Genomic DNA, 23,581 nt, shown 5'->3' with positions numbered 1-23,581 from the left:
CCCTGTTTGATGAAAAAAGATGCGCTCAGTCATTTATTTGCAATAAACACTTGTCAGCTCCCAGAAAATCCCTATACTGCGCCTCCACTGACACGGCACAACGGCTTACAAACCGGCCCGTCAGCCAGATGAAAAGCGAAAATAAACGCTTGACTCTGAAAGAGGAAAGCGTAATATACGCCACCTCGAGTTAGCAAGCGAAAGCGCCTAACTCACTGCTCTTTAACAATTTATCAGACAATCTGTGTGGGCACTCGCAGGATTGATATCTCAGATACCTTCGGGTATCAAAAAAATATCAAGTCTTGAAGAGTGACCAAGCAGTAATTCATTTAAGTGAATTATTACGAAAGTTAATTTTTGAGCACCGCTTCACGAGTTGAAGCAAATCAAGCTTTTAATTGAAGAGTTTGATCATGGCTCAGATTGAACGCTGGCGGCAGGCCTAACACATGCAAGTCGAGCGGTAGCACAGGGAGCTTGCTCCTGGGTGACGAGCGGCGGACGGGTGAGTAATGTCTGGGAAACTGCCTGATGGAGGGGGATAACTACTGGAAACGGTAGCTAATACCGCATAACGTCTTCGGACCAAAGAGGGGGACCTTCGGGCCTCTTGCCATCAGATGTGCCCAGATGGGATTAGCTAGTAGGTGAGGTAATGGCTCACCTAGGCGACGATCCCTAGCTGGTCTGAGAGGATGACCAGCCACACTGGAACTGAGACACGGTCCAGACTCCTACGGGAGGCAGCAGTGGGGAATATTGCACAATGGGCGCAAGCCTGATGCAGCCATGCCGCGTGTATGAAGAAGGCCTTCGGGTTGTAAAGTACTTTCAGCGAGGAGGAAGGCGTTAAGGTTAATAACCTTGGCGATTGACGTTACTCGCAGAAGAAGCACCGGCTAACTCCGTGCCAGCAGCCGCGGTAATACGGAGGGTGCAAGCGTTAATCGGAATTACTGGGCGTAAAGCGCACGCAGGCGGTCTGTCAAGTCGGATGTGAAATCCCCGGGCTCAACCTGGGAACTGCATTCGAAACTGGCAGGCTAGAGTCTTGTAGAGGGGGGTAGAATTCCAGGTGTAGCGGTGAAATGCGTAGAGATCTGGAGGAATACCGGTGGCGAAGGCGGCCCCCTGGACAAAGACTGACGCTCAGGTGCGAAAGCGTGGGGAGCAAACAGGATTAGATACCCTGGTAGTCCACGCCGTAAACGATGTCGACTTGGAGGTTGTTCCCTTGAGGAGTGGCTTCCGGAGCTAACGCGTTAAGTCGACCGCCTGGGGAGTACGGCCGCAAGGTTAAAACTCAAATGAATTGACGGGGGCCCGCACAAGCGGTGGAGCATGTGGTTTAATTCGATGCAACGCGAAGAACCTTACCTACTCTTGACATCCAGAGAATTCGCTAGAGATAGCTTAGTGCCTTCGGGAACTCTGAGACAGGTGCTGCATGGCTGTCGTCAGCTCGTGTTGTGAAATGTTGGGTTAAGTCCCGCAACGAGCGCAACCCTTATCCTTTGTTGCCAGCGGTTCGGCCGGGAACTCAAAGGAGACTGCCAGTGATAAACTGGAGGAAGGTGGGGATGACGTCAAGTCATCATGGCCCTTACGAGTAGGGCTACACACGTGCTACAATGGCGCATACAAAGAGAAGCGACCTCGCGAGAGCAAGCGGACCTCATAAAGTGCGTCGTAGTCCGGATCGGAGTCTGCAACTCGACTCCGTGAAGTCGGAATCGCTAGTAATCGTAGATCAGAATGCTACGGTGAATACGTTCCCGGGCCTTGTACACACCGCCCGTCACACCATGGGAGTGGGTTGCAAAAGAAGTAGGTAGCTTAACCTTCGGGAGGGCGCTTACCACTTTGTGATTCATGACTGGGGTGAAGTCGTAACAAGGTAACCGTAGGGGAACCTGCGGTTGGATCACCTCCTTACCTAATAGATACGAACTTGCGTAGTGCTCACACAGATTGTCTGATAGAAAACGAGCAGTAAAACCTTATAGGCTTGTAGCTCAGGTGGTTAGAGCGCACCCCTGATAAGGGTGAGGTCGGTGGTTCAAGTCCACTCAGGCCTACCAAACTTCTCTCCATGCTGTGTTGCGACCCCGCTCACATACTTTAGTATGCTTCGCGGTGACGCGCCTTGCCTGATGAGAAGTTAAAGGTAAATCAAAAGGTTTTACGAAATCGATGGGGCTATAGCTCAGCTGGGAGAGCGCCTGCCTTGCACGCAGGAGGTCAGCGGTTCGATCCCGCTTAGCTCCACCATCATTTCATGCTCACCCAATACTTCTAAGTGTACTGTTTAACAGTGTGCTGAGAAGTATTTGCTCTTTAAAAATCCGGAACAAGCTGAAAATTGAAACGACACACTGTTTCCTTTCTCCGTAATAAGAAAGGAAAATGCGGTGTGTTCGAGTCTCTCAAATTTTCGCAACATACGATTGTGTCTTACGAGACATCTTCGGGTTGTGAGGTTAAGCGACTAAGCGTACACGGTGGATGCCCTGGCAGTCAGAGGCGATGAAGGACGTGCTAATCTGCGATAAGCGTCGGTAAGGTGATATGAACCGTTATAACCGACGATTTCCGAATGGGGAAACCCAGTGCAATTCGTTGCACTATCGTTAAGTGAATACATAGCTTAACGAAGCGAACCGGGGGAACTGAAACATCTAAGTACCCCGAGGAAAAGAAATCAACCGAGATTCCCCCAGTAGCGGCGAGCGAACGGGGAGCAGCCCAGAGTCTGAATCAGTTTGTGTATTAGTGGAAGCGTCTGGAAAGTCGCAGGGTACAGGGTGATACTCCCGTACACAAAAATGCACATGCTGTGAACTCGAAGAGTAGGGCGGGACACGTGGTATCCTGTCTGAATATGGGGGGACCATCCTCCAAGGCTAAATACTCCTGACTGACCGATAGTGAACCAGTACCGTGAGGGAAAGGCGAAAAGAACCCCGGCGAGGGGAGTGAAACAGAACCTGAAACCGTGTACGTACAAGCAGTGGGAGCCTCTTTTATGGGGTGACTGCGTACCTTTTGTATAATGGGTCAGCGACTTATATTCTGTAGCAAGGTTAACCGTATAGGGGAGCCGCAGGGAAACCGAGTCTTAACTGGGCGTTAAGTTGCAGGGTATAGACCCGAAACCCGGTGATCTAGCCATGGGCAGGTTGAAGGTTGGGTAACACTAACTGGAGGACCGAACCGACTAATGTTGAAAAATTAGCGGATGACTTGTGGCTGGGGGTGAAAGGCCAATCAAACCGGGAGATAGCTGGTTCTCCCCGAAAGCTATTTAGGTAGCGCCTCGTGAACTCATCTTCGGGGGTAGAGCACTGTTTCGGCTAGGGGGCCATCCCGGCTTACCAACCCGATGCAAACTCCGAATACCGAAGAATGTTATCACGGGAGACACACGGCGGGTGCTAACGTCCGTCGTGAAGAGGGAAACAACCCAGACCGCCAGCTAAGGTCCCAAAGTCATGGTTAAGTGGGAAACGATGTGGGAAGGCACAGACAGCCAGGATGTTGGCTTAGAAGCAGCCATCATTTAAAGAAAGCGTAATAGCTCACTGGTCGAGTCGGCCTGCGCGGAAGATGTAACGGGGCTAAACCATGCACCGAAGCTGCGGCAGCGACGCTTATGCGTTGTTGGGTAGGGGAGCGTTCTGTAAGCCGTTGAAGCTGGACTGTGAGGTCTGGTGGAGGTATCAGAAGTGCGAATGCTGACATAAGTAACGATAAAGCGGGTGAAAAACCCGCTCGCCGGAAGACCAAGGGTTCCTGTCCAACGTTAATCGGGGCAGGGTGAGTCGACCCCTAAGGCGAGGCCGAAAGGCGTAGTCGATGGGAAACAGGTTAATATTCCTGTACTCGGTGTTACTGCGAAGGGGGGACGGAGAGGGCTATGTTAGCCGGGCGACGGTTGTCCCGGTTTAAGCATGTAGGCGGAGAGTTTAGGTAAATCCGGACTCTTATCTAACGCTGAGGTGTGATGACGAGGTACTACGGTGCTGAAGTAACAAATGCCGCACTTCCAGGAAAAGCCTCTAAGCATCAGGTAACATCAAATCGTACCCCAAACCGACACAGGTGGTCAGGTAGAGAATACCAAGGCGCTTGAGAGAACTCGGGTGAAGGAACTAGGCAAAATGGTGCCGTAACTTCGGGAGAAGGCACGCTGTCGGTAGGTGAAGTCCCTTGCGGATGGAGCTGAAGGCAGTCGAAGATACCAGCTGGCTGCAACTGTTTATTAAAAACACAGCACTGTGCAAACACGAAAGTGGACGTATACGGTGTGACGCCTGCCCGGTGCCGGAAGGTTAATTGATGGGGTTAAGCGCAAGCTGAAGCTCTTGATCGAAGCCCCGGTAAACGGCGGCCGTAACTATAACGGTCCTAAGGTAGCGAAATTCCTTGTCGGGTAAGTTCCGACCTGCACGAATGGCGTAATGATGGCCAGGCTGTCTCCACCCGAGACTCAGTGAAATTGAAATCGCTGTGAAGATGCAGTGTACCCGCGGCAAGACGGAAAGACCCCGTGAACCTTTACTATAGCTTGACACTGAACACTGGTCCTTGATGTGTAGGATAGGTGGGAGGCTTTGAAGCGAGGACGCCAGTTCTTGTGGAGCCAACCTTGAAATACCACCCTTTAATGGCTGGTGTTCTAACGTAGACCCGTAATCCGGGTTGCGGACAGTGTCTGGTGGGTAGTTTGACTGGGGCGGTCTCCTCCTAAAGCGTAACGGAGGAGCACGAAGGTTAGCTAATCACGGTCGGACATCGTGAGGTTAGTGCAAAGGCATAAGCTAGCTTGACTGCGAGAGTGACGGCTCGAGCAGGTGCGAAAGCAGGTCTTAGTGATCCGGTGGTTCTGAATGGAAGGGCCATCGCTCAACGGATAAAAGGTACTCCGGGGATAACAGGCTGATACCGCCCAAGAGTTCATATCGACGGCGGTGTTTGGCACCTCGATGTCGGCTCATCACATCCTGGGGCTGAAGTAGGTCCCAAGGGTATGGCTGTTCGCCATTTAAAGTGGTACGCGAGCTGGGTTTAGAACGTCGTGAGACAGTTCGGTCCCTATCTGCCGTGGGCGCTGGAGAATTGAGGGGGGCTGCTCCTAGTACGAGAGGACCGGAGTGGACGCATCACTGGTGTTCGGGTTGTCATGCCAATGGCATTGCCCGGTAGCTAAATGCGGAAAAGATAAGCGCTGAAAGCATCTAAGCGCGAAACTTGCCCCGAGATGAGTTCTCCCTGACCCTTTAAGGGTCCTGAAGGAACGTTGAAGACTACGACGTTGATAGGCTGGGTGTGTAAGCGTAGCGATACGTTGAGCTAACCAGTACTAATGATCCGTGAGGCTTAACCTTACAACACCGAAGGTGTTTTGGTTGAGAGACTAAGCATTTGATTTTCAGCTTGAACCGAGATTAAGTTGATGGTTGTGTGGATAACGCAACGGTTAACAAAACAGAATTTGCCTGGCGGCACTAGCGCGGTGGTCCCACCTGACCCCATGCCGAACTCAGAAGTGAAACGCCGTAGCGCCGATGGTAGTGTGGGGTCTCCCCATGCGAGAGTAGGGAACTGCCAGGCTCCAATTAAGCAAAAAGCCCTGTACTGACGTACAGGGCTTTTTGCTGTCTGCAATAAAATAGTCGTGAACAATGTTGAACACCGCTGGCGGTGGTACCGGAGGGGAGTACCAGGATGATATGAGTAATTTATCAACCTCACGGTATAACCCCTGTCACGCAAGCGAACCCCTGGCATATAAGGTAAACTAACTGGGTTTAAACTCAGGAAAGATACCCAACATGAGCACTTCTCTTAAACCTTTCAATACATTTGGTATTCAGGCTAACGCTTCACGTATTGTCATTGCTGAAACAGTACAGCAATTAAAAGACGCCTGGAGTGAGACAGTGGCAGCAAATATGCCCGTTTTGATCTTGGGTGAGGGAAGTAACGTTCTCTTTCTTGAGGATTACTCCGGTACCGTAATTGTTAACCGAATTTCAGGCATTCAAGTTACAGAAGAGCAAGATGCCTGGTATTTACATGTTGGCGCGGGGGAAAACTGGCATCATCTGGTTGAATATACCTTACAGCAAGGAATGCCAGGGCTTGAAAACCTGGCTTTAATTCCAGGATGTGCCGGATCTTCACCTATTCAAAATATCGGTGCCTATGGTGTAGAGCTCAAAAGCGTCTGTCATTACGTTGATTGTGTCGATTTGCTCAGCGGTGAGATGCATCGCCTGGATAATTCACAGTGCCAGTTTGGCTATCGCGACAGTATTTTTAAGCATGAATATCAGAATCACTATGCAATTATTGCTGTGGGATTACGTTTGCCAAAATTATGGCAGCCAGTATTAAGTTATGGTGATTTAACCCGGCTTGACGCTGCAAATGTCACGCCGCAGGAAGTGTTTAATGCAGTTTGCCATATGCGTATGACAAAACTTCCGGATCCGCGTGTTAACGGAAATGCGGGAAGCTTTTTCAAGAATCCAGTCATTACTGCCGAACAGGCATCTGTGCTTATTGCTACTTTCGCCGCCATTCCACATTACCCTCAGCCCGATGGGTCAATAAAACTGGCGGCAGGCTGGTTAATCGATCAGTGCCAGTTGAAGGGTTACAAGGTTGGTGGTGCAACAGTGCATCAACAGCAAGCTCTGGTATTAATAAATGAAAACGGCGCTTCCAGCCTGGATGTTGTGGGTCTGGCTCATCACGTTCGCCAGTGTGTCGGGGATAAATTTAAAGTATGGTTGGAACCCGAAGTTCGCTTCATAGGTACGTGTGGCGAAGTTAGCGCTGTGGAGACCATTGCATGAAAGATAATAAAATTCCTCTGACACTAATTAGTATTCTTGCAGATGGCGAGTTTCACTCTGGTGAGCAGTTAGGTGAGCAGCTTGGTATGAGCCGGGCGGCCATAAATAAACACATCCAAACTTTAAGAGATTGGGGTGTTGATGTTTTTACCGTGCCTGGAAAAGGGTATAGCCTACCCGATCCCATTCAGTTGCTTGATGAAGAACTTATAAAATTGCAGATTGATACAGGCTCAGTTACGGTTCTACCTGTCATTGACTCCACCAATCAGTTTTTACTCGACCGACTTGAAACACTTCACTCGGGGGATGCCTGTATTGCTGAATATCAGCAGGCGGGTCGAGGTCGTCGAGGACGTCAGTGGTTTTCACCCTTCGGTGCTAATCTTTACCTGTCCATGTACTGGCGACTTGAGCAAGGTCCTGCGGCAGCTGTTGGCTTAAGTCTTGTCATTGGGATTGTTATGGCCGAGGTACTACGTGAACTAGGTGCTGAAGATGTCAGAGTTAAGTGGCCAAATGACCTATATCTCAACGATCGTAAACTTGCTGGTATTCTGGTTGAATTGACTGGTAAAACTGGAGATGCCGCGCAGATTGTTATTGGGGCAGGTATTAATCTTGCAATGCGTAATGTAGCGACGGATGTGATTAATCAAAGCTGGATTAATCTCCAGGAAGCCGGAATTAATATAGATCGTAATGCGTTAGCTATTAGAATCATAAAAGAATTGCGAAAAGCATTACAGTTATTTGAAGATGAAGGTTTAGTACCTTTCCTGCCGCGTTGGGAGCCACTGGATAACTTTATTCATCGCCAGGTGAAGTTAATAATTGGGGATAGAGAAATACACGGCATTTCAAGAGGGATTAACGAGCAAGGTGGATTGTTATTAGAGCAGGACGGAGTCGTTAAACCTTGGGTGGGTGGAGAAATATCACTGCGTGGCGTTAACTAATTCGCACGGGGGATTTTATCCCCCCGCTTTTTTATTTCCTTAGCCGTACGCACTCAACTTCGTGATTTGAGCTTTTCGTCATGATCAGGCTGGCACGCTCACGAGTTGGTAGTATATTTTCTTTTAGGTTCCGCCAGTTAATCTCTTTCCATAGCTGTAATGCGACATTAACGGCTTCATCCTCTGAGAGCTTCGCATAGCTGTGGAAATAAGAGTCAGGGTCGGTAAATGCACCTTCACGGAACTTCAGGAATCGCGTGATATACCAATCTTGTAGCAGATCTTCTGGCGCATCGACATAAATCGAAAAATCGACAAAGTCTGATACAAATACATGATGTGGATCGTGTGGGTAATCCATGCCGCTTTGCAAAACATTTAATCCTTCAAGGATTAAAATATCAGGCTGAGCAACTGTTTTATCACCATCAGGAATAACATCATAAATAAGGTGAGAATAGACTGGTGCAGTCACATTCGGTGCCCCTGATTTAATATCAGAAACGAATTTCACCAAACGGTGCATATCGTAGGATTGTGGGAATCCTTTTTTCTTCATCAGATTGCGTTCTTTCAACACTTTATTCGGATGCAGAAAACCATCAGTCGTAATCAATTCCACACGACGATGCTCAGGCCAGCGACTCAGCAGAGCTTGCAGCACGCGAGCGGTTGTACTTTTCCCGACCGCAACGCTTCCGGCGATACTAATGACGTAGGGAATACGTTGCCCATTAGTGCCGAGAAATTGCTCTAACACTGCCTGTCGGCGTAGGTTTGAACTGATATAAAAATTCAATAGCCGTGAAAGAGGCAGGTAAATTTCTGCAACTTCCTCTAAAGAGAGGTCCTCATTGATACCCTTCAACTGAGCGATCTCACCTTCAGTCAAGGTCATCGGTACTGAGTCGCGCAAGGCTGCCCATTGGTTGCGGTTGAACTGCATATAAGGAGTCGTCAACATTTGCTCTTTATTACTCATAAGCATGCTTCTGCCTGTAATTCAGGACAAAAATGAACGTAGTACGCGGACTGAGAAAAGGATACTCATCTCAGGAAATCAAAGGCGTGCAACGTATATTACTTTTCACAATGGGCAGGAGGGTAACACCAGATGAGTGAGAATAATAAGAAAAAAACAAAGTGATGATGCTTTCAGAGGAAAGCATCACGTTGTGGTGTGACTTCAACTTGCTATGCGCTGCGCAAATTGATTAACGGCGTATAAGCTATTTGTAATAGATGACGGCGGGAAGATAAAAGCCGTCTGACGAACCGGTATACTCAGGCAACACCCCAAACAGCGGTATCTTCATTCCTCCTCTTTGGTGGGCATATCAAACTCGTGCCTCACTCAAACAAGTAGTGTTCCAAACGCCGCGTAGTGGGTATATCCATTGTTTCCAGACACCGGACACGAAATTTACATAAAAGAGCACATCGAAAAGAAAGGAATGCATGACGAAGATGCATTAAAGCGTGAAAAAAGGCAGTTTGAATACATCACCTCCGTATCCCGCGTACAAAAATCACTCTGTAATGATGATTAATCCACCAGTTTTACGAGCTATCGCGCAAAATATAAGCGGTAGTGCATTTTCTTTAATTTTTTTGTTGCATCATGGAGCCGGTGTTCCTAGAATGCGCGCTACTTGATGCCGACTTAGCTCAGTAGGTAGAGCAACTGACTTGTAATCAGTAGGTCACCAGTTCGATTCCGGTAGTCGGCACCATCAAGTGCTTGGTGGGGTTCCCGAGCGGCCAAAGGGAGCAGACTGTAAATCTGCCGTCATCGACTTCGAAGGTTCGAATCCTTCCCCCACCACCATTTTCAGGCAACGCTATGCGTAGCCCGAGGCGACGAGATCCAACTAGTCGACTCGAATACTAAGGAGCCTCTCCTTAGTTAAAACAGAATTCAAGCAGGTAGCCGAGTTCCAGAGATGCGGGCATCGTATAATGGCTATTACCTCAGCCTTCCAAGCTGATGATGTGGGTTCGATTCCCACTGCCCGCTCCAGATGTGCTGATATAGCTCAGTTGGTAGAGCGCACCCTTGGTAAGGGTGAGGTCGGCAGTTCGAATCTGCCTATCAGCACCACCTCCTTTATCCTTCCTGTTTCTCTTCTGTTAATGAATTCAACAAATTCAGGCTTTCGCCTGGTTGATGTGGTGATATCACCGATTTATCCGTGTCTTAGAGGGACAATCGATGTCTAAAGAAAAATTTGAACGTACAAAACCGCACGTCAACGTCGGTACTATCGGCCACGTTGACCATGGTAAAACCACTCTGACTGCAGCAATCACTACCGTTCTGGCTAAAACCTACGGTGGTTCTGCTCGTGCTTTCGACCAGATCGATAACGCACCAGAAGAAAAAGCTCGTGGTATCACCATCAACACTTCCCACGTTGAATATGACACCCCGACTCGCCACTATGCGCACGTTGACTGCCCAGGGCACGCCGACTACGTTAAAAACATGATCACCGGTGCTGCTCAGATGGACGGCGCTATCCTGGTTGTTGCTGCGACTGATGGCCCAATGCCACAGACTCGTGAGCACATCCTGCTGGGTCGTCAGGTTGGCGTTCCTTACATCATCGTGTTCCTGAACAAATGCGACATGGTTGATGATGAAGAGCTGCTGGAACTGGTAGAAATGGAAGTTCGTGAACTTCTGTCTATGTACGACTTCCCAGGCGACGATACTCCAATCGTACGTGGTTCAGCGCTGAAAGCACTGGAAGGCGACGCGGATTACGAAGCTAAAATCATCGAACTGGCTGGCTTCCTGGATACTTATATCCCAGAACCAGAACGTGCTATCGACAAGCCGTTCCTGCTGCCAATCGAAGACGTATTCTCCATCTCCGGCCGTGGTACAGTTGTTACCGGTCGTGTAGAGCGCGGTATCGTTAAAGTTGGTGAAGAAGTTGAAATCGTTGGTATCAAAGATACCGTGAAATCAACCTGTACTGGCGTTGAAATGTTCCGCAAACTGCTGGACGAAGGCCGTGCTGGTGAGAACGTTGGTGTTCTGCTGCGTGGTATTAAACGTGAAGATATCGAACGTGGTCAGGTACTGGCTAAGCCAGGCTCAATCAAGCCGCACACCCAGTTCGAATCTGAAGTTTATATTCTGTCCAAAGATGAAGGCGGCCGTCATACTCCGTTCTTCAAAGGCTACCGTCCACAGTTCTACTTCCGTACAACTGACGTGACTGGTACCATCGAACTGCCAGAAGGCGTTGAGATGGTAATGCCGGGCGACAACATCAAAATGGTTGTTACCCTGATCCACCCAATCGCGATGGATGACGGTCTGCGTTTCGCAATCCGTGAAGGCGGCCGTACTGTAGGTGCGGGCGTTGTTGCTAAAGTTATCGCTTAATCGCTGATAACATTTGACGCAACGCGCAAGAAAAGGGCATCATTTGATGCCCTTTTTGTACGCTCTCTACCCAGAACCTGGCTCATCAGTGATTTTTTACTCATAATCATTGCTGAGACAGGCTCTGAAGATGGCGTTATACCGAATAGCACCTGAGTAATAGCCGTTCGGTTTGGTTTTGCCTCGCATATGCGGGGCAAAAATGTTTGTCTGAATTACTGTGACGGGTTGGTTTATGAGTGCGAATACCGAAGCTCAAGGAAGCGGGCGCGGCCTGGAAGCGATGAAATGGCTGGCAGTTGCTGCTCTGCTTATTGTGGCGATCGTGGGCAACTACATTTATCGTGATGTGTCTCTGCCTCTGCGTGCCCTGGCAGTGGTTGTGCTGATTGCTGCAGCGGGTGGTGTCGCGCTGTTAACGACGAAAGGCAAAGCGACAGTTGCTTTCGCCCGCGAAGCGAGAACCGAAGTTCGTAAAGTGATTTGGCCAACTCGGCAGGAGACTTTACACACCACCTTAATCGTGGCGGCTGTTACAGCTGTAATGTCACTGATTTTGTGGGGGCTGGACGGTATTCTTGTCCGCCTGGTTTCTTTTATTACTGGCCTGAGGTTCTGAGATGTCTGAAGCCCCTAAAATGCGCTGGTACGTCGTTCAGGCGTTTTCCGGTTTTGAAGGCCGCGTAGCAACATCGCTGCGTGAGCATATCAAATTGCACAACATGGAAGAGTTGTTTGGTGAAGTCATGGTTCCGACCGAAGAAGTGGTCGAAATCCGTGGTGGCCAACGTCGCAAAAGCGAACGTAAATTCTTCCCGGGCTATGTTCTGGTCCAGATGGTAATGAACGATGCTAGCTGGCACCTGGTGCGCAGCGTGCCTCGAGTGATGGGTTTCATCGGCGGTACATCTGACCGTCCTGCACCAATCAGCGATAAAGAAGTTGATGCGATTATGAACCGCCTGCAGCAGGTTGGTGACAAGCCGCGTCCTAAAACGCTGTTTGAGCCAGGCGAAATGGTACGCGTCAGTGATGGTCCATTTGCCGACTTTAACGGTGTGGTTGAAGAAGTAGATTACGAAAAGAGCCGCTTGAAGGTTTCTGTATCTATCTTTGGTCGTGCTACGCCGGTTGAGCTGGATTTTGCTCAGGTAGAGAAAGCCTAATAATTAGGTTGTAAAAGCAGCGATTATTCGTTGCACAAGGCGCGAGATTGGACTACAATTTCGCGCCTTTTGTTTTTATGCGTCTTGTACGTATGAAACGATTTATTCACGGGGAGCCTTCATTGTGTAAGGCGCTATAACCCACTAGAGGAAATTAAGATGGCTAAGAAAGTACAAGCCTACGTCAAGCTGCAAGTTGCAGCTGGTATGGCGAACCCAAGTCCACCAGTTGGTCCAGCTCTGGGTCAGCAAGGTGTGAACATCATGGAATTCTGTAAAGCGTTCAACGCCAAAACTGATTCCATGGAGAAAGGTCTGCCAATTCCGGTTGTTATTACCGTTTACGCTGACCGTTCTTTCACTTTCGTTACTAAAACTCCACCAGCTGCTGTTCTGTTGAAGAAAGCTGCAGGTATCAAGTCTGGTTCTGGCAAGCCGAACAAAGACAAAGTGGGTAAAGTGACCCGTGCTCAGGTGCGTGAAATCGCAGAAACCAAAGCTGCGGACATGACTGGTTCTGACGTTGAAGCGATGACTCGCTCCATCGAAGGTACTGCTCGTTCCATGGGCCTGGTAGTGGAGGATTAAGAAATGGCTAAACTGACCAAGCGCATGCGCGTGATCCGTGACAAAGTTGATGCAACTAAACAGTATGACATCAACGAAGCCGTTGCTCTGCTCAAAGAGCTGGCCACTGCGAAATTCGTAGAAAGCGTTGACGTTGCTGTAAACCTCGGTATCGACGCTCGTAAATCTGACCAGAACGTACGTGGTGCAACTGTACTGCCGCACGGTACTGGCCGTTCAGTTCGCGTAGCCGTATTTGCCCAAGGCCCTAACGCTGAAGCAGCTAAAGCTGCTGGCGCTGAGCTGGTAGGTATGGAAGATCTGGCTGACCAGATCAAAAAAGGCGAAATGAACTTTGACGTTGTTATCGCATCTCCAGATGCAATGCGCGTTGTTGGCCAACTGGGCCAGGTTCTGGGTCCACGTGGCCTGATGCCTAACCCGAAAGTTGGTACTGTAACTCCTAACGTTGCTGAAGCGGTTAAGAACGCTAAAGCTGGTCAGGTTCGTTACCGTAACGACAAAAACGGCATCATTCACACCACCATCGGTAAAGTGGATTTTGACACTGACAAACTGAAAGAAAACCTGGAAGCTCTGCTGGTTGCGCTGAAAAAAGCTAAACCATCTCAAGCTAAAGGCGTTTTCATTAAGAAAGTTAGCCTGTCTACCACTATGGGTGCAGGTGTTGCGATCGACCACTCTGGTCTGAGCGCAGTAGTGAACTAAGATTCACTGCTTTACGCGGGCGTTCGATTAGTCTAAAATCTTACGCCCGTTGCCTTGCAATGCAGGGCACACAGAATTTTCGGTTGGAGCCTGGCCTTATCCAGGCCTCCGTCCAAGACCGCAGGAGTTTCGCAAGAGACTTAATCCCCTGCGTAGACGGTGACAGAACCTGAAGAATATTTTTGATAGTCTTTGGCTTGTTTCTGCTCACCGTATGTCGACGTTCATTATCGTTTTGGTAATGAATGAAGTGAGTTCCGGGGGAAACCCCGGCTAATATCCAGGAGCAAAGCTAATGGCTTTAAATCTTCAAGACAAACAAGCGATTGTTGCTGAAGTCAGCGAAGTAGCCAAAGGTGCGCTGTCTGCGGTTGTTGCGGATTCCCGTGGCGTGACCGTAGGTAAAATGACTGAACTGCGTAAAGCAGGTCGTGAAGCTGGCGTTTACATGCGTGTTGTTCGTAACACCCTGCTGCGCCGCGTTGTTGAAGGTACTCAGTTTGAGTGCCTGAAAGACACGTTTGTTGGTCCAACCTTGATTGCATATTCTATGGAACACCCGGGCGCTGCTGCTCGTCTGTTCAAAGAATTCGCTAAAGCGAATGCAAAATTCGAGGTTAAAGCTGCAGCCTTTGAAGGTGAGCTGATCCCGGCGGCCCAGATCGATCGCCTGGCAACTCTGCCAACTTACGAAGAAGCAATCGCACGCCTGATGGCAACCATGAAAGAAGCCTCTGCAGGCAAACTGGTTCGCACTCTGGCTGCTGTACGCGATCAGAAAGAAGCGGCTTAATAGCACTTTTCTTTCTCACGCATTTGCTTACGTATAAACTTATTCTGATTTTCAGGAACAATTGTTATGTCTATCACTAAAGATCAAATCATTGAAGCAGTATCCGCTATGTCTGTAATGGACATTGTTGAACTGATTTCTGCAATGGAAGAAAAATTCGGTGTTTCAGCTGCTGCTGCTGTTGCAGGCCCTGCTGCTGCTGCTGAAGCTGTAGAAGAGAAAACTGAGTTCGACGTTATTCTGAAAGCTGCTGGCGCTAACAAAGTTGCCGTCATCAAAGCAGTACGTAGCGCAACTGGTCTGGGCTTGAAAGAAGCTAAAGACCTGGTTGAATCCGCTCCAGCTGCGCTGAAAGAAGGCGTGAGCAAAGATGACGCAGAAGCACTGAAAAAATCTCTGGAAGAAGCTGGCGCTGAAGTTGAAGTTAAATAAGCCAACCTTTCCGGTTGCAGCCTGAGAAATTAGGCTGATGGCTGGTGACTTTTTAGTCACCAGCCTTTTTGCGCTGTAGGGTACCAGTAGCGTTTCACACTGTTTGACTGCTGGTTTCCATTCAATGTTTGTCTCTATCTACGCCTTAATATACTACGACTTTCTACGCCGGGAGTTCCGGGGTAAAGCGTAGCGAAATGGTTTAAGAGTGATAGAAACAGGTATTGCGGAAAGTGTTCCACTTTCCGGTCCACAAAATAGTGTTGCACAAACTGTCCCCTTGTCGGGCAGATGGGTCGACTTGTCAGCGAGCTGAGGAACCCTAATGGTTTACTCCTATACCGAGAAAAAACGTATTCGTAAGGATTTTGGAAAGCGTCCACAAGTTTTGGACATTCCTTATCTCCTTTCTATCCAGCTTGACTCGTTCCAGAAGTTCATCGAGCAAGATCCTGAAGGCCAGTACGGTCTGGAAGCGGCTTTCCGTTCCGTGTTCCCTATTGCAAGCTACAGCGGTAACTCTGAGCTGCAATATGTGAGCTATCGTCTGGGTGAGCCGGTATTTGACGTTAAAGAATGTCAGATCCGCGGCGTGACGTATTCCGCTCCCCTGCGCGTAAAACTGCGTCTGGTGATCTACGAGCGTGAAGCGCCGGAAGGCACCGTTAAAGATATTAAAGAACAAGAAGTCTACATGGGTGAAATTCCACTCATGACTGATAACGGCACCTTCGTTATCAACGGTACTGAGCGTGTTATCGTTTCTCAGTTACACCGTAGCCCAGGCGTGTTCTTCGATAGTGACAAAGGTAAAACCCACTCTTCCGGGAAGGTGCTGTATAACGCACGTATCATCCCTTACCGTGGTTCCTGGCTGGATTTCGAATTCGACCCGAAAGACAACCTGTTCGTGCGTATCGACCGTCGCCGTAAACTGCCTGCGACTATCATTCTGCGTGCATTGCAGTTCACCACTGAGCAGATTCTTGATCTGTTCTTTGAGAAAGTTTATTTCGAAATCCGTGACAACAAGCTGCAGATGGAATTGGTGCCAGAACGCCTTCGTGGTGAGACTGCATCCTTTGACATCGAAGCTAACGGCAAAATCTATGTCGAAAAAAGCCGCCGTATTACAGCGCGCCATATTCGCCAACTGGAAAAAGACGATATTAAGCTTATCGAAGTTCCGGTTGAATACATTGCTGGTAAAGTCGCGGCTAAAGACTACGTTGATGCATCGACTGGCGAACTGATTTGCCCGGCGAACATGGAACTGTCTTTGGATCTGTTGGCAAAACTGAGCCAGTGTGGTCATAAGCGTATCGAAACGCTGTTTACCAACGACCTGGATCACGGCGCATACATTTCTGAGACCATCCGTGTCGACCCAACCAACGATCGCCTTAGCGCACTGGTTGAAATCTATCGCATGATGCGTCCTGGCGAGCCACCAACTCGCGAAGCGGCTGAAAACCTGTTCGAGAACCTGTTCTTCTCCGAAGACCGTTATGACTTGTCAGCGGTTGGTCGTATGAAGTTCAACCGTTCCCTGCTGCGTGATGAGATCGAAGGTTCAGGTATCCTGAGCAAAGACGACATCATCCAGGTAATGCGTAAGCTGATCGGCATTCGTAACGGTCAAGGCGAAGTGGATGATATCGACCACCTCGGCAACCGTCGTATCCGTTCTGTAGGCGAAATGGCGGAAAACCAATTCCGCGTTGGCCTGGTACGTGTTGAGCGTGCGGTGAAAGAGCGTCTGTCTCTGGGCGATCTCGATACCCTGATGCCTCAGGATATGATCAACGCCAAGCCTATCTCTGCTGCGGTTAAAGAGTTCTTCGGTTCCAGCCAGCTGTCTCAGTTTATGGACCAGAACAACCCGTTGTCTGAGATTACGCACAAACGTCGTATCTCCGCACTCGGCCCGGGTGGTTTGACCCGTGAGCGTGCAGGCTTCGAAGTACGTGACGTACACCCAACCCACTACGGTCGTGTATGTCCAATCGAAACCCCTGAAGGTCCGAACATCGGTCTGATCAACTCCCTGTCTGTTTATGCACAGACTAACGAATACGGTTTCTTAGAAACTCCGTATCGTCGCGTTGTTGAAGGTGTTGTCACTGACGAAATCCATTACCTTTCTGCAATTGAAGAAGGTAACTACGTTATTGCTCAGGCGAACACCAATCTGGACGAAGAAGGCCGTTTCGTAGACGACCTGGTAACTTGCCGTAGTAAAGGCGAATCCAGCTTGTTCAGCAACGACCAGGTTGACTACATGGACGTTTCTACCCAACAGGTAGTTTCCGTCGGTGCGTCCCTGATTCCGTTCCTGGAACACGATGACGCCAACCGTGCATTGATGGGTGCGAACATGCAACGTCAGGCCGTTCCAACTCTGCGTGCTGATAAGCCGCTGGTTGGTACTGGTATGGAACGTGCTGTTGCCGTTGACTCCGGTGTTACTGCGGTTGCTAAACGTGGCGGTACTGTTCAGTACGTTGATGCGTCTCGTATCGTTATCAAAGTTAACGAAGACGAAATGCTGGCTGGTGAAGCTGGTATCGACATCTACAACCTGACCAAATACACCCGTTCGAACCAGAACACCTGCATCAACCAGATGCCATGTGTTTCTTTGGGCGAACCTGTTGAACGTGGCGATGTGTTGGCAGACGGTCCGTCTACTGACCTCGGTGAACTGGCTCTTGGCCAGAACATGCGCGTAGCGTTCATGCCGTGGAACGGTTACAACTTCGAAGACTCCATCCTCGTATCCGAGCGTGTTGTTCAGGAAGATCGTTTCACCACTATTCACATCCAGGAACTGGCATGTGTGTCTCGTGACACCAAGCTGGGGCCAGAAGAGATCACCGCTGACATCCCGAACGTGGGTGAAGCAGCTCTCTCTAAACTGGATGAATCCGGTATCGTTTATATCGGTGCTGAAGTGACCGGTGGCGACATTCTGGTTGGTAAGGTAACGCCTAAAGGCGAAACCCAGCTGACTCCAGAAGAGAAACTGCTGCGTGCAATCTTCGGTGAGAAAGCGTCTGACGTTAAAGACTCTTCTCTGCGCGTACCAAACGGCGTTTCCGGTACCGTTATCGATGTGCAGGTCTTTACCCGCGATGGCGTGGAAAAAGACAAGCGCGCGCTGGAAATCGAAGAGATGCAACTGAAGCAGGCGAAGAAAGACCTGACTGAAGAACTGCAGATCTTTGAAGCTGGTCTGTTTGCTCGTATCCATGCTGTGCTGGTTGCTGGCGGTGTTGAAGCTGAGAAGCTCGACAAATTGCCACGCGATCGCTGGTTGGAACTGGGTCTGACTGACGAAGAGAAGCAAAACCAGCTGGAACAGCTGGCAGAGCAGTACGACGAGCTGAAGCACGAGTTTGAGAAGAAACTTGAAGCTAAGCGCCGCAAAATCACTCAGGGCGATGACCTGGCACCTGGCGTGCTGAAAATCGTTAAAGTGTATCTGGCCGTTAAACGTCAGATCCAGCCTGGTGACAAGATGGCAGGTCGTCACGGGAACAAAGGTGTTATCTCCAAGATCAACCCGATCGAAGATATGCCTTACGATGAAAACGGCACGCCGGTAGACATCGTACTGAACCCGTTGGGCGTACCATCTCGTATGAACATCGGTCAGATTCTGGAAACCCACTTGGGTATGGCTGCTAAAGGCATCGGCGAGAAAATCAACGCTATGCTGAAGAAGCAGGAAGAAGTTTCCAAGCTGCGTGAATTCATCCAGAAAGCCTATGATTTGGGTTCTGATATTCGTCAGAAAGTTGACCTGAACACCTTCACTGATGATGAAGTTCTGCGTCTGGCTGAGAACCTGAAAAAAGGTATGCCGATTGCTACTCCTGTCTTCGACGGTGCAAAAGAGTCGGAAATCAAAGAGCTGCTGAAACTGGGTGACCTGCCGACTTCTGGCCAGATCACACTGTTCGACGGCCGCAGTGGTGAGCAGTTTGAGCGTCCAGTAACCGTAGGTTACATGTACATGCTGAAACTGAACCACTTGGTTGATGACAAAATGCACGCGCGTTCTACCGGTTCTTACAGCCTGGTTACTCAGCAGCCGCTGGGTGGTAAGGCTCAGTTCGGTGGTCAACGCTTCGGTGAGATGGAAGTGTGGGCACTGGAAGCTTACGGTGCTGCTTATACCCTGCAGGAAATGCTGACTGTTAAATCTGATGACGTTAATGGCCGTACCAAGATGTATAAAAACATCGTGGATGGTAACCATCAGATGGAACCAGGCATGCCGGAATCCTTCAACGTATTGTTGAAAGAAATCCGTTCGCTGGGTATCAACATCGAGCTGGAAGACGAGTAATTACTCGCATCTGCTGTACTGGTTACAGGATGTCCGGGTCACACCGGACGTCTCTGAGAAGTCTCACTCCGACGGGAGCTAATCCGTGAAAGACTTACTTAAGTTTCTGAAAGCGCAAACTAAGACCGAAGAGTTTGATGCGATCAAAATCGCTCTGGCATCGCCAGACATGATCCGTTCTTGGTCGTTCGGCGAAGTTAAAAAGCCGGAAACCATTAACTATCGTACGTTCAAACCAGAACGTGACGGTCTGTTCTGTGCTCGTATTTTTGGGCCAGTAAAAGACTATGAGTGCCTGTGCGGTAAGTACAAGCGCCTGAAACACCGTGGTGTAATTTGTGAGAAGTGCGGCGTTGAAGTAACCCAAACTAAGGTGCGCCGTGAGCGCATGGGTCACATCGAGCTGGCTTCCCCAACTGCACACATTTGGTTCCTGAAGTCACTGCCGTCTCGTATCGGCTTGCTGCTGGATATGCCACTGCGTGATATCGAACGTGTACTTTACTTCGAATCTTATGTGGTTATCGAAGGCGGTATGACCAACCTCGAGCGTCGTCAGATCCTGACTGAAGAGCAGTATCTGGATGCGCTGGAAGAGTTCGGTGACGAATTCGATGCGAAGATGGGTGCGGAAGCTATTCAGGCCTTGTTGAAAAACATGGATCTGGAGCAAGAGTGTGAAACTCTGCGCGAAGAGCTGAACGAAACCAACTCCGAAACCAAACGTAAAAAGCTGACCAAGCGTATCAAACTGCTGGAAGCGTTCGTTCAGTCTGGTAACAAACCAGAGTGGATGATCCTGACAGTTCTGCCGGTTCTGCCGCCAGATCTGCGTCCATTAGTTCCGCTGGATGGCGGTCGTTTCGCAACGTCAGATCTGAACGATCTGTATCGTCGCGTTATCAACCGTAACAACCGTTTGAAACGCCTGCTGGATCTGGCTGCTCCTGACATCATCGTACGTAACGAAAAACGTATGTTGCAAGAAGCGGTAGATGCCCTGCTGGATAACGGCCGTCGCGGTCGTGCGATCACCGGTTCTAACAAGCGTCCTCTGAAATCTTTGGCTGATATGATCAAAGGTAAGCAGGGTCGTTTCCGTCAGAACTTGTTGGGTAAACGTGTTGACTACTCCGGTCGTTCTGTAATCACCGTAGGTCCATACCTGCGTCTGCATCAGTGCGGTCTGCCTAAGAAAATGGCACTGGAGCTGTTCAAACCGTTCATCTACGGCAAGCTGGAACTGCGTGGTCTTGCTACCACCATTAAAGCTGCGAAGAAAATGGTTGAGCGCGAAGAAGCTGTCGTTTGGGATATCCTGGACGAAGTTATCCGCGAACACCCGGTACTGCTGAACCGTGCACCAACTCTGCACCGTTTGGGTATCCAGGCATTTGAGCCAGTACTGATCGAAGGTAAAGCTATCCAGCTGCACCCGCTGGTTTGTGCGGCATATAACGCCGACTTCGATGGTGACCAAATGGCAGTACACGTTCCACTGACGCTTGAAGCTCAGTTGGAAGCGCGTGCGCTGATGATGTCTACCAACAACATCCTGTCACCAGCGAACGGCGAGCCAATCATCGTTCCTTCTCAGGACGTTGTATTGGGTCTGTACTACATGACCCGTGACTGTGTTAACGCCAAAGGCGAAGGCATGGTGCTGACTGGCCCTAAAGAAGCTGAGCGTATCTATCGCGCAGGTCTGGCCTCTCTGCATGCGCGTGTAAAAGTGCGTATCACCGAGTACGAAAAAGACGAAAACGAAGAGTTCGTTGCGAAAACCAGCATTATCGACACCACCGTTGGTCGTGCGATTCTGTGGATGATCGTACCGAAAGGTCTGCCTTACTCCATCATCAACCAGGCGTTGGGTAAGAAAGCAATCTCCAAAATGCTGAACACTTGTTACCGCATTTTGGGTCTGAAGCCGACCGTAATCTTTGCTGACCAAACCATGTACACCGGCTTTGCCTATGCGGCACGTTCAGGTGTTTCTGTTGGTATCGATGACATGGTCATCCCAGCGAAGAAAACTGAAATCATCTCTGAAGCGGAAGCTGAAGTTGCTGAAATTCAGGAACAGTTCCAGTCCGGTCTGGTAACAGCGGGCGAGCGCTATAACAAAGTAATCGATATCTGGGCTGCGGCGAACGATCGTGTATCCAAAGCGATGATGGACAACCTGCAAACCGAATCCGTTATTAACCGTGACGGCGTCGAAGAGCAGCAAGTTTCCTTCAACAGCATTTACATGATGGCTGACTCCGGTGCTCGTGGTTCTGCGGCACAGATTCGTCAGTTGGCAGGTATGCGTGGTCTGATGGCTAAGCCAGATGGCTCCATCATCGAAACGCCAATCACCGCGAACTTCCGTGAAGGTCTGAACGTACTCCAGTACTTCATCTCCACGCACGGTGCTCGTAAAGGTCTGGCGGATACCGCACTGAAAACTGCGAACTCCGGTTATCTGACTCGTCGTCTGGTTGACGTTGCACAGGATCTGGTTGTTACCGAAGACGATTGTGGCACCCTGGAAGGTATCACGATGACTCCGGTTATCGAAGGCGGCGACGTTAAAGAACCACTGCGCGATCGCGTATTGGGTCGTGTAACGGCTGAAGACGTCCTGAAACCAGGTACTGCTGATATCCTGATTACACGTAACACTCTGCTTCATGAGCAAATGTGTGACCTGTTAGAAGCTAACTCTGTTGATAGCGTGAAAGTACGTTCTGTTGTGGGTTGTGAAACTGACTTCGGCGTATGTGCACACTGCTATGGTCGTGACCTTGCGCGTGGCCACATCATCAACAAAGGTGAAGCAATCGGGGTTATCGCGGCACAGTCCATCGGTGAACCTGGTACTCAGCTGACGATGCGTACGTTCCACATCGGTGGTGCGGCATCTCGTTCTGCTGCTGAATCAAGCATTCAGGTTAAGAACAAAGGTAGCCTCAAACTCAGCAACGCTAAGTCGGTTGTGAACTCTGCCGGGAAACTGGTCATCACTTCTCGTAACACCGAGCTGAAACTGATTGACGAATTCGGTCGTACTAAAGAGAGCTATAAAGTTCCTTATGGTGCGGTAATGGGTAAAGGTGATGGCGAGCAGATTGCAGCGGGCGAGACCGTAGCAAACTGGGATCCGCACACCATGCCAGTCGTTTCCGAAGTAAGTGGTTTCATCCGCTTTACTGACATGATCGACGGCCAGTCCATTACTCGTCAGACCGACGAACTGACAGGTCTTTCATCTTTGGTTGTTCTGGATTCTGCAGAACGTACCACCGGTGGTAAAGATCTGCGTCCAGCGCTGAAAATTGTTGATGCCCAGGGCAATGACGTACTGATTCCAGGTACCGATATGTCTGCGCAGTACTTCCTGCCAGGTAAAGCAATTGTTCAGTTGGAAGATGGTACTCAGATTCACTCTGGTGACGCCCTGGCGCGTATTCCTCAGGAATCCAGTGGTACCAAGGACATCACCGGTGGTCTGCCACGCGTTGCGGATCTGTTCGAAGCACGTCGTCCGAAAGAGCCTGCGATCCTTGCTGAAATCAGCGGTATCATCTCGTTCGGTAAAGAAACCAAAGGCAAACGCCGTCTGGTTATCTCTCCACTCGACGGCAGCGATGCTTACGAAGAGATGATTCCGAAATGGCGCCAGCTGAACGTGTTCGAAGGTGAACGTGTTGAACGTGGTGACGTTGTTTCCGATGGTCCAGAATCTCCGCATGACATCCTGCGTCTGCGTGGCGTGTATGCTGTGACTCGTTACATCACCAACGAAGTGCAGGACGTTTACCGTCTGCAAGGCGTTAAGATTAACGATAAACACATCGAAGTCATCGTGCGTCAGATGTTGCGTAAAGCAACTATCGTTAGCGCTGGTGGTTCTGACTTCCTGGAAGGTGAGCAGGCTGAATACTCTCGCGTCAAGATCGCTAACCGCGAACTGGAAGCGAACGGCAAGATCAACGTGACCTTTGCGCGTGATCTGCTGGGTATCACCAAAGCCTCTCTGGCAACCGAGTCCTTCATCTCCGCGGCATCGTTCCAGGAGACAACTCGTGTGCTTACCGAAGCAGCTGTTGCGGGTAAACGTGACGAACTGCGCGGCCTGAAAGAGAACGTTATCGTGGGTCGTCTGATCCCAGCTGGTACCGGTTATGCGTACCACCAGGATCGTATGCGCCGTCGTGCAGCGGGCGAAGCGCCAGTTGTACCTCAGGTGACTGCAGCAGATGCAACTGCCAGCCTGGCAGAATTGTTGAATGCAGGTAATCTGGGCGGAAGCGATAACGATTAATCGTTA

General features: G+C 49.7%; 12 protein-coding genes, 6 tRNA genes and 3 rRNA genes. 20 read left to right on the top strand and 1 reads right to left on the bottom strand.

Features of this window, described 5'->3' with window-relative positions; all coding sequences use genetic code 11:
- Nucleotides 1-398: 398 nt before the first annotated feature.
- From D8682_RS14405 to birA, 7 genes are all read left to right on the top strand, one after another.
- Nucleotides 399-1,938 (top strand): 16S ribosomal RNA (locus D8682_RS14405).
- 69 nt (nucleotides 1,939-2,007) lie between these two features.
- Nucleotides 2,008-2,084 (top strand) — tRNA-Ile (locus D8682_RS14400).
- A 114-nt stretch (nucleotides 2,085-2,198) separates the two neighbouring features.
- Nucleotides 2,199-2,274: transfer RNA gene (locus D8682_RS14395), tRNA-Ala, on the top strand.
- 207 nt (nucleotides 2,275-2,481) lie between these two features.
- A 23S ribosomal RNA gene (locus D8682_RS14390) occupies nucleotides 2,482-5,390 on the top strand.
- 110 nt (nucleotides 5,391-5,500) lie between these two features.
- Nucleotides 5,501-5,616: ribosomal RNA gene (gene rrf, locus D8682_RS14385) — 5S ribosomal RNA — on the top strand.
- The 16S, 23S and 5S rRNA genes sit together here with 2 tRNA genes alongside, the layout of an rRNA operon.
- Nucleotides 5,617-5,837: 221 nt before the next feature.
- Nucleotides 5,838-6,866 (top strand): UDP-N-acetylmuramate dehydrogenase, encoded by a 1,029-nt coding sequence (gene murB, locus D8682_RS14380; protein ID WP_064541417.1) that lies wholly within the window; start codon nucleotides 5,838-5,840, stop codon nucleotides 6,864-6,866.
- Nucleotides 6,863-7,825, top strand: a complete 963-nt coding sequence (birA, locus tag D8682_RS14375) for a bifunctional biotin--[acetyl-CoA-carboxylase] ligase/biotin operon repressor BirA (RefSeq protein ID WP_121814556.1) — start codon at nucleotides 6,863-6,865, stop codon at nucleotides 7,823-7,825. The genes murB and birA overlap by 4 nt, the downstream gene beginning before the upstream one ends.
- Before the next feature lie 31 nt (nucleotides 7,826-7,856).
- Here birA and coaA read toward each other — a convergent pair whose 3' ends face one another.
- Nucleotides 7,857-8,807 carry a type I pantothenate kinase gene (coaA, locus tag D8682_RS14370; protein WP_064541419.1) on the bottom strand — a complete coding sequence of 317 codons (951 nt, stop codon included), beginning with the start codon at nucleotides 8,805-8,807 and terminating at the stop codon, nucleotides 7,857-7,859.
- Nucleotides 8,808-9,482: 675 nt separating this feature from the next.
- Between coaA and D8682_RS14365 the strand changes: the two genes are divergently transcribed.
- The 13 genes from D8682_RS14365 (at nucleotide 9,483) to rpoC (ending at nucleotide 23,575) form a co-directional block, all read left to right on the top strand.
- Nucleotides 9,483-9,558 (top strand) — tRNA-Thr (locus D8682_RS14365).
- 10 nt (nucleotides 9,559-9,568) lie between these two features.
- A tRNA-Tyr gene (locus D8682_RS14360) sits at nucleotides 9,569-9,653 on the top strand.
- A 117-nt stretch (nucleotides 9,654-9,770) separates the two neighbouring features.
- A tRNA-Gly gene (locus D8682_RS14355) sits at nucleotides 9,771-9,845 on the top strand.
- 5 nt (nucleotides 9,846-9,850) lie between these two features.
- Nucleotides 9,851-9,926, top strand: a tRNA-Thr gene (locus tag D8682_RS14350).
- Nucleotides 9,927-10,037: 111 nt separating this feature from the next.
- The gene (gene tuf / locus D8682_RS14345; protein ID WP_121814555.1) at nucleotides 10,038-11,222 is read left to right on the top strand and encodes an elongation factor Tu; all 1,185 of its coding nucleotides are present in this window, start codon (nucleotides 10,038-10,040) and stop codon (nucleotides 11,220-11,222) included.
- Between the two features lie 235 nt (nucleotides 11,223-11,457).
- Nucleotides 11,458-11,841 (top strand): preprotein translocase subunit SecE, encoded by a 384-nt coding sequence (gene secE, locus D8682_RS14340; protein WP_034461807.1) that lies wholly within the window; start codon nucleotides 11,458-11,460, stop codon nucleotides 11,839-11,841.
- 1 nt (nucleotide 11,842) lies between these two features.
- Complete coding sequence (gene nusG, locus D8682_RS14335) at nucleotides 11,843-12,388, top strand: transcription termination/antitermination protein NusG (protein ID WP_034461806.1); 546 nt, start codon at nucleotides 11,843-11,845, stop codon at nucleotides 12,386-12,388.
- A 159-nt stretch (nucleotides 12,389-12,547) separates the two neighbouring features.
- Nucleotides 12,548-12,976 (top strand): 50S ribosomal protein L11, encoded by a 429-nt coding sequence (rplK, locus tag D8682_RS14330; RefSeq protein ID WP_064541401.1) that lies wholly within the window; start codon nucleotides 12,548-12,550, stop codon nucleotides 12,974-12,976.
- Between the two features lie 3 nt (nucleotides 12,977-12,979).
- Entirely contained in the window at nucleotides 12,980-13,684 is a 705-nt protein-coding gene (gene rplA, locus D8682_RS14325; protein ID WP_121814554.1) for a 50S ribosomal protein L1, read from the top strand.
- A 295-nt stretch (nucleotides 13,685-13,979) separates the two neighbouring features.
- Nucleotides 13,980-14,477, top strand: a complete 498-nt coding sequence (gene rplJ, locus D8682_RS14320) for a 50S ribosomal protein L10 (protein WP_034461803.1) — start codon at nucleotides 13,980-13,982, stop codon at nucleotides 14,475-14,477.
- Between the two features lie 66 nt (nucleotides 14,478-14,543).
- Entirely contained in the window at nucleotides 14,544-14,909 is a 366-nt protein-coding gene (rplL, locus tag D8682_RS14315; protein ID WP_034461801.1) for a 50S ribosomal protein L7/L12, read from the top strand.
- A gap of 325 nt (nucleotides 14,910-15,234) precedes the next feature.
- The gene (gene rpoB / locus D8682_RS14310; protein ID WP_064541394.1) at nucleotides 15,235-19,263 is read left to right on the top strand and encodes a DNA-directed RNA polymerase subunit beta; all 4,029 of its coding nucleotides are present in this window, start codon (nucleotides 15,235-15,237) and stop codon (nucleotides 19,261-19,263) included.
- Nucleotides 19,264-19,348: 85 nt separating this feature from the next.
- The gene (gene rpoC / locus D8682_RS14305; protein ID WP_064541391.1) at nucleotides 19,349-23,575 is read left to right on the top strand and encodes a DNA-directed RNA polymerase subunit beta'; all 4,227 of its coding nucleotides are present in this window, start codon (nucleotides 19,349-19,351) and stop codon (nucleotides 23,573-23,575) included.
- Nucleotides 23,576-23,581 lie beyond the last annotated feature (6 nt).

The organism is Buttiauxella sp. 3AFRM03, from assembly GCF_003675305.1.
GTDB classification, from domain to species: Bacteria; Pseudomonadota; Gammaproteobacteria; order Enterobacterales; family Enterobacteriaceae; genus Buttiauxella; species Buttiauxella ferragutiae.
Note: the sequence above shows the minus strand (reverse complement) of the source record. Positions and strands in the feature narration are given on the sequence as shown.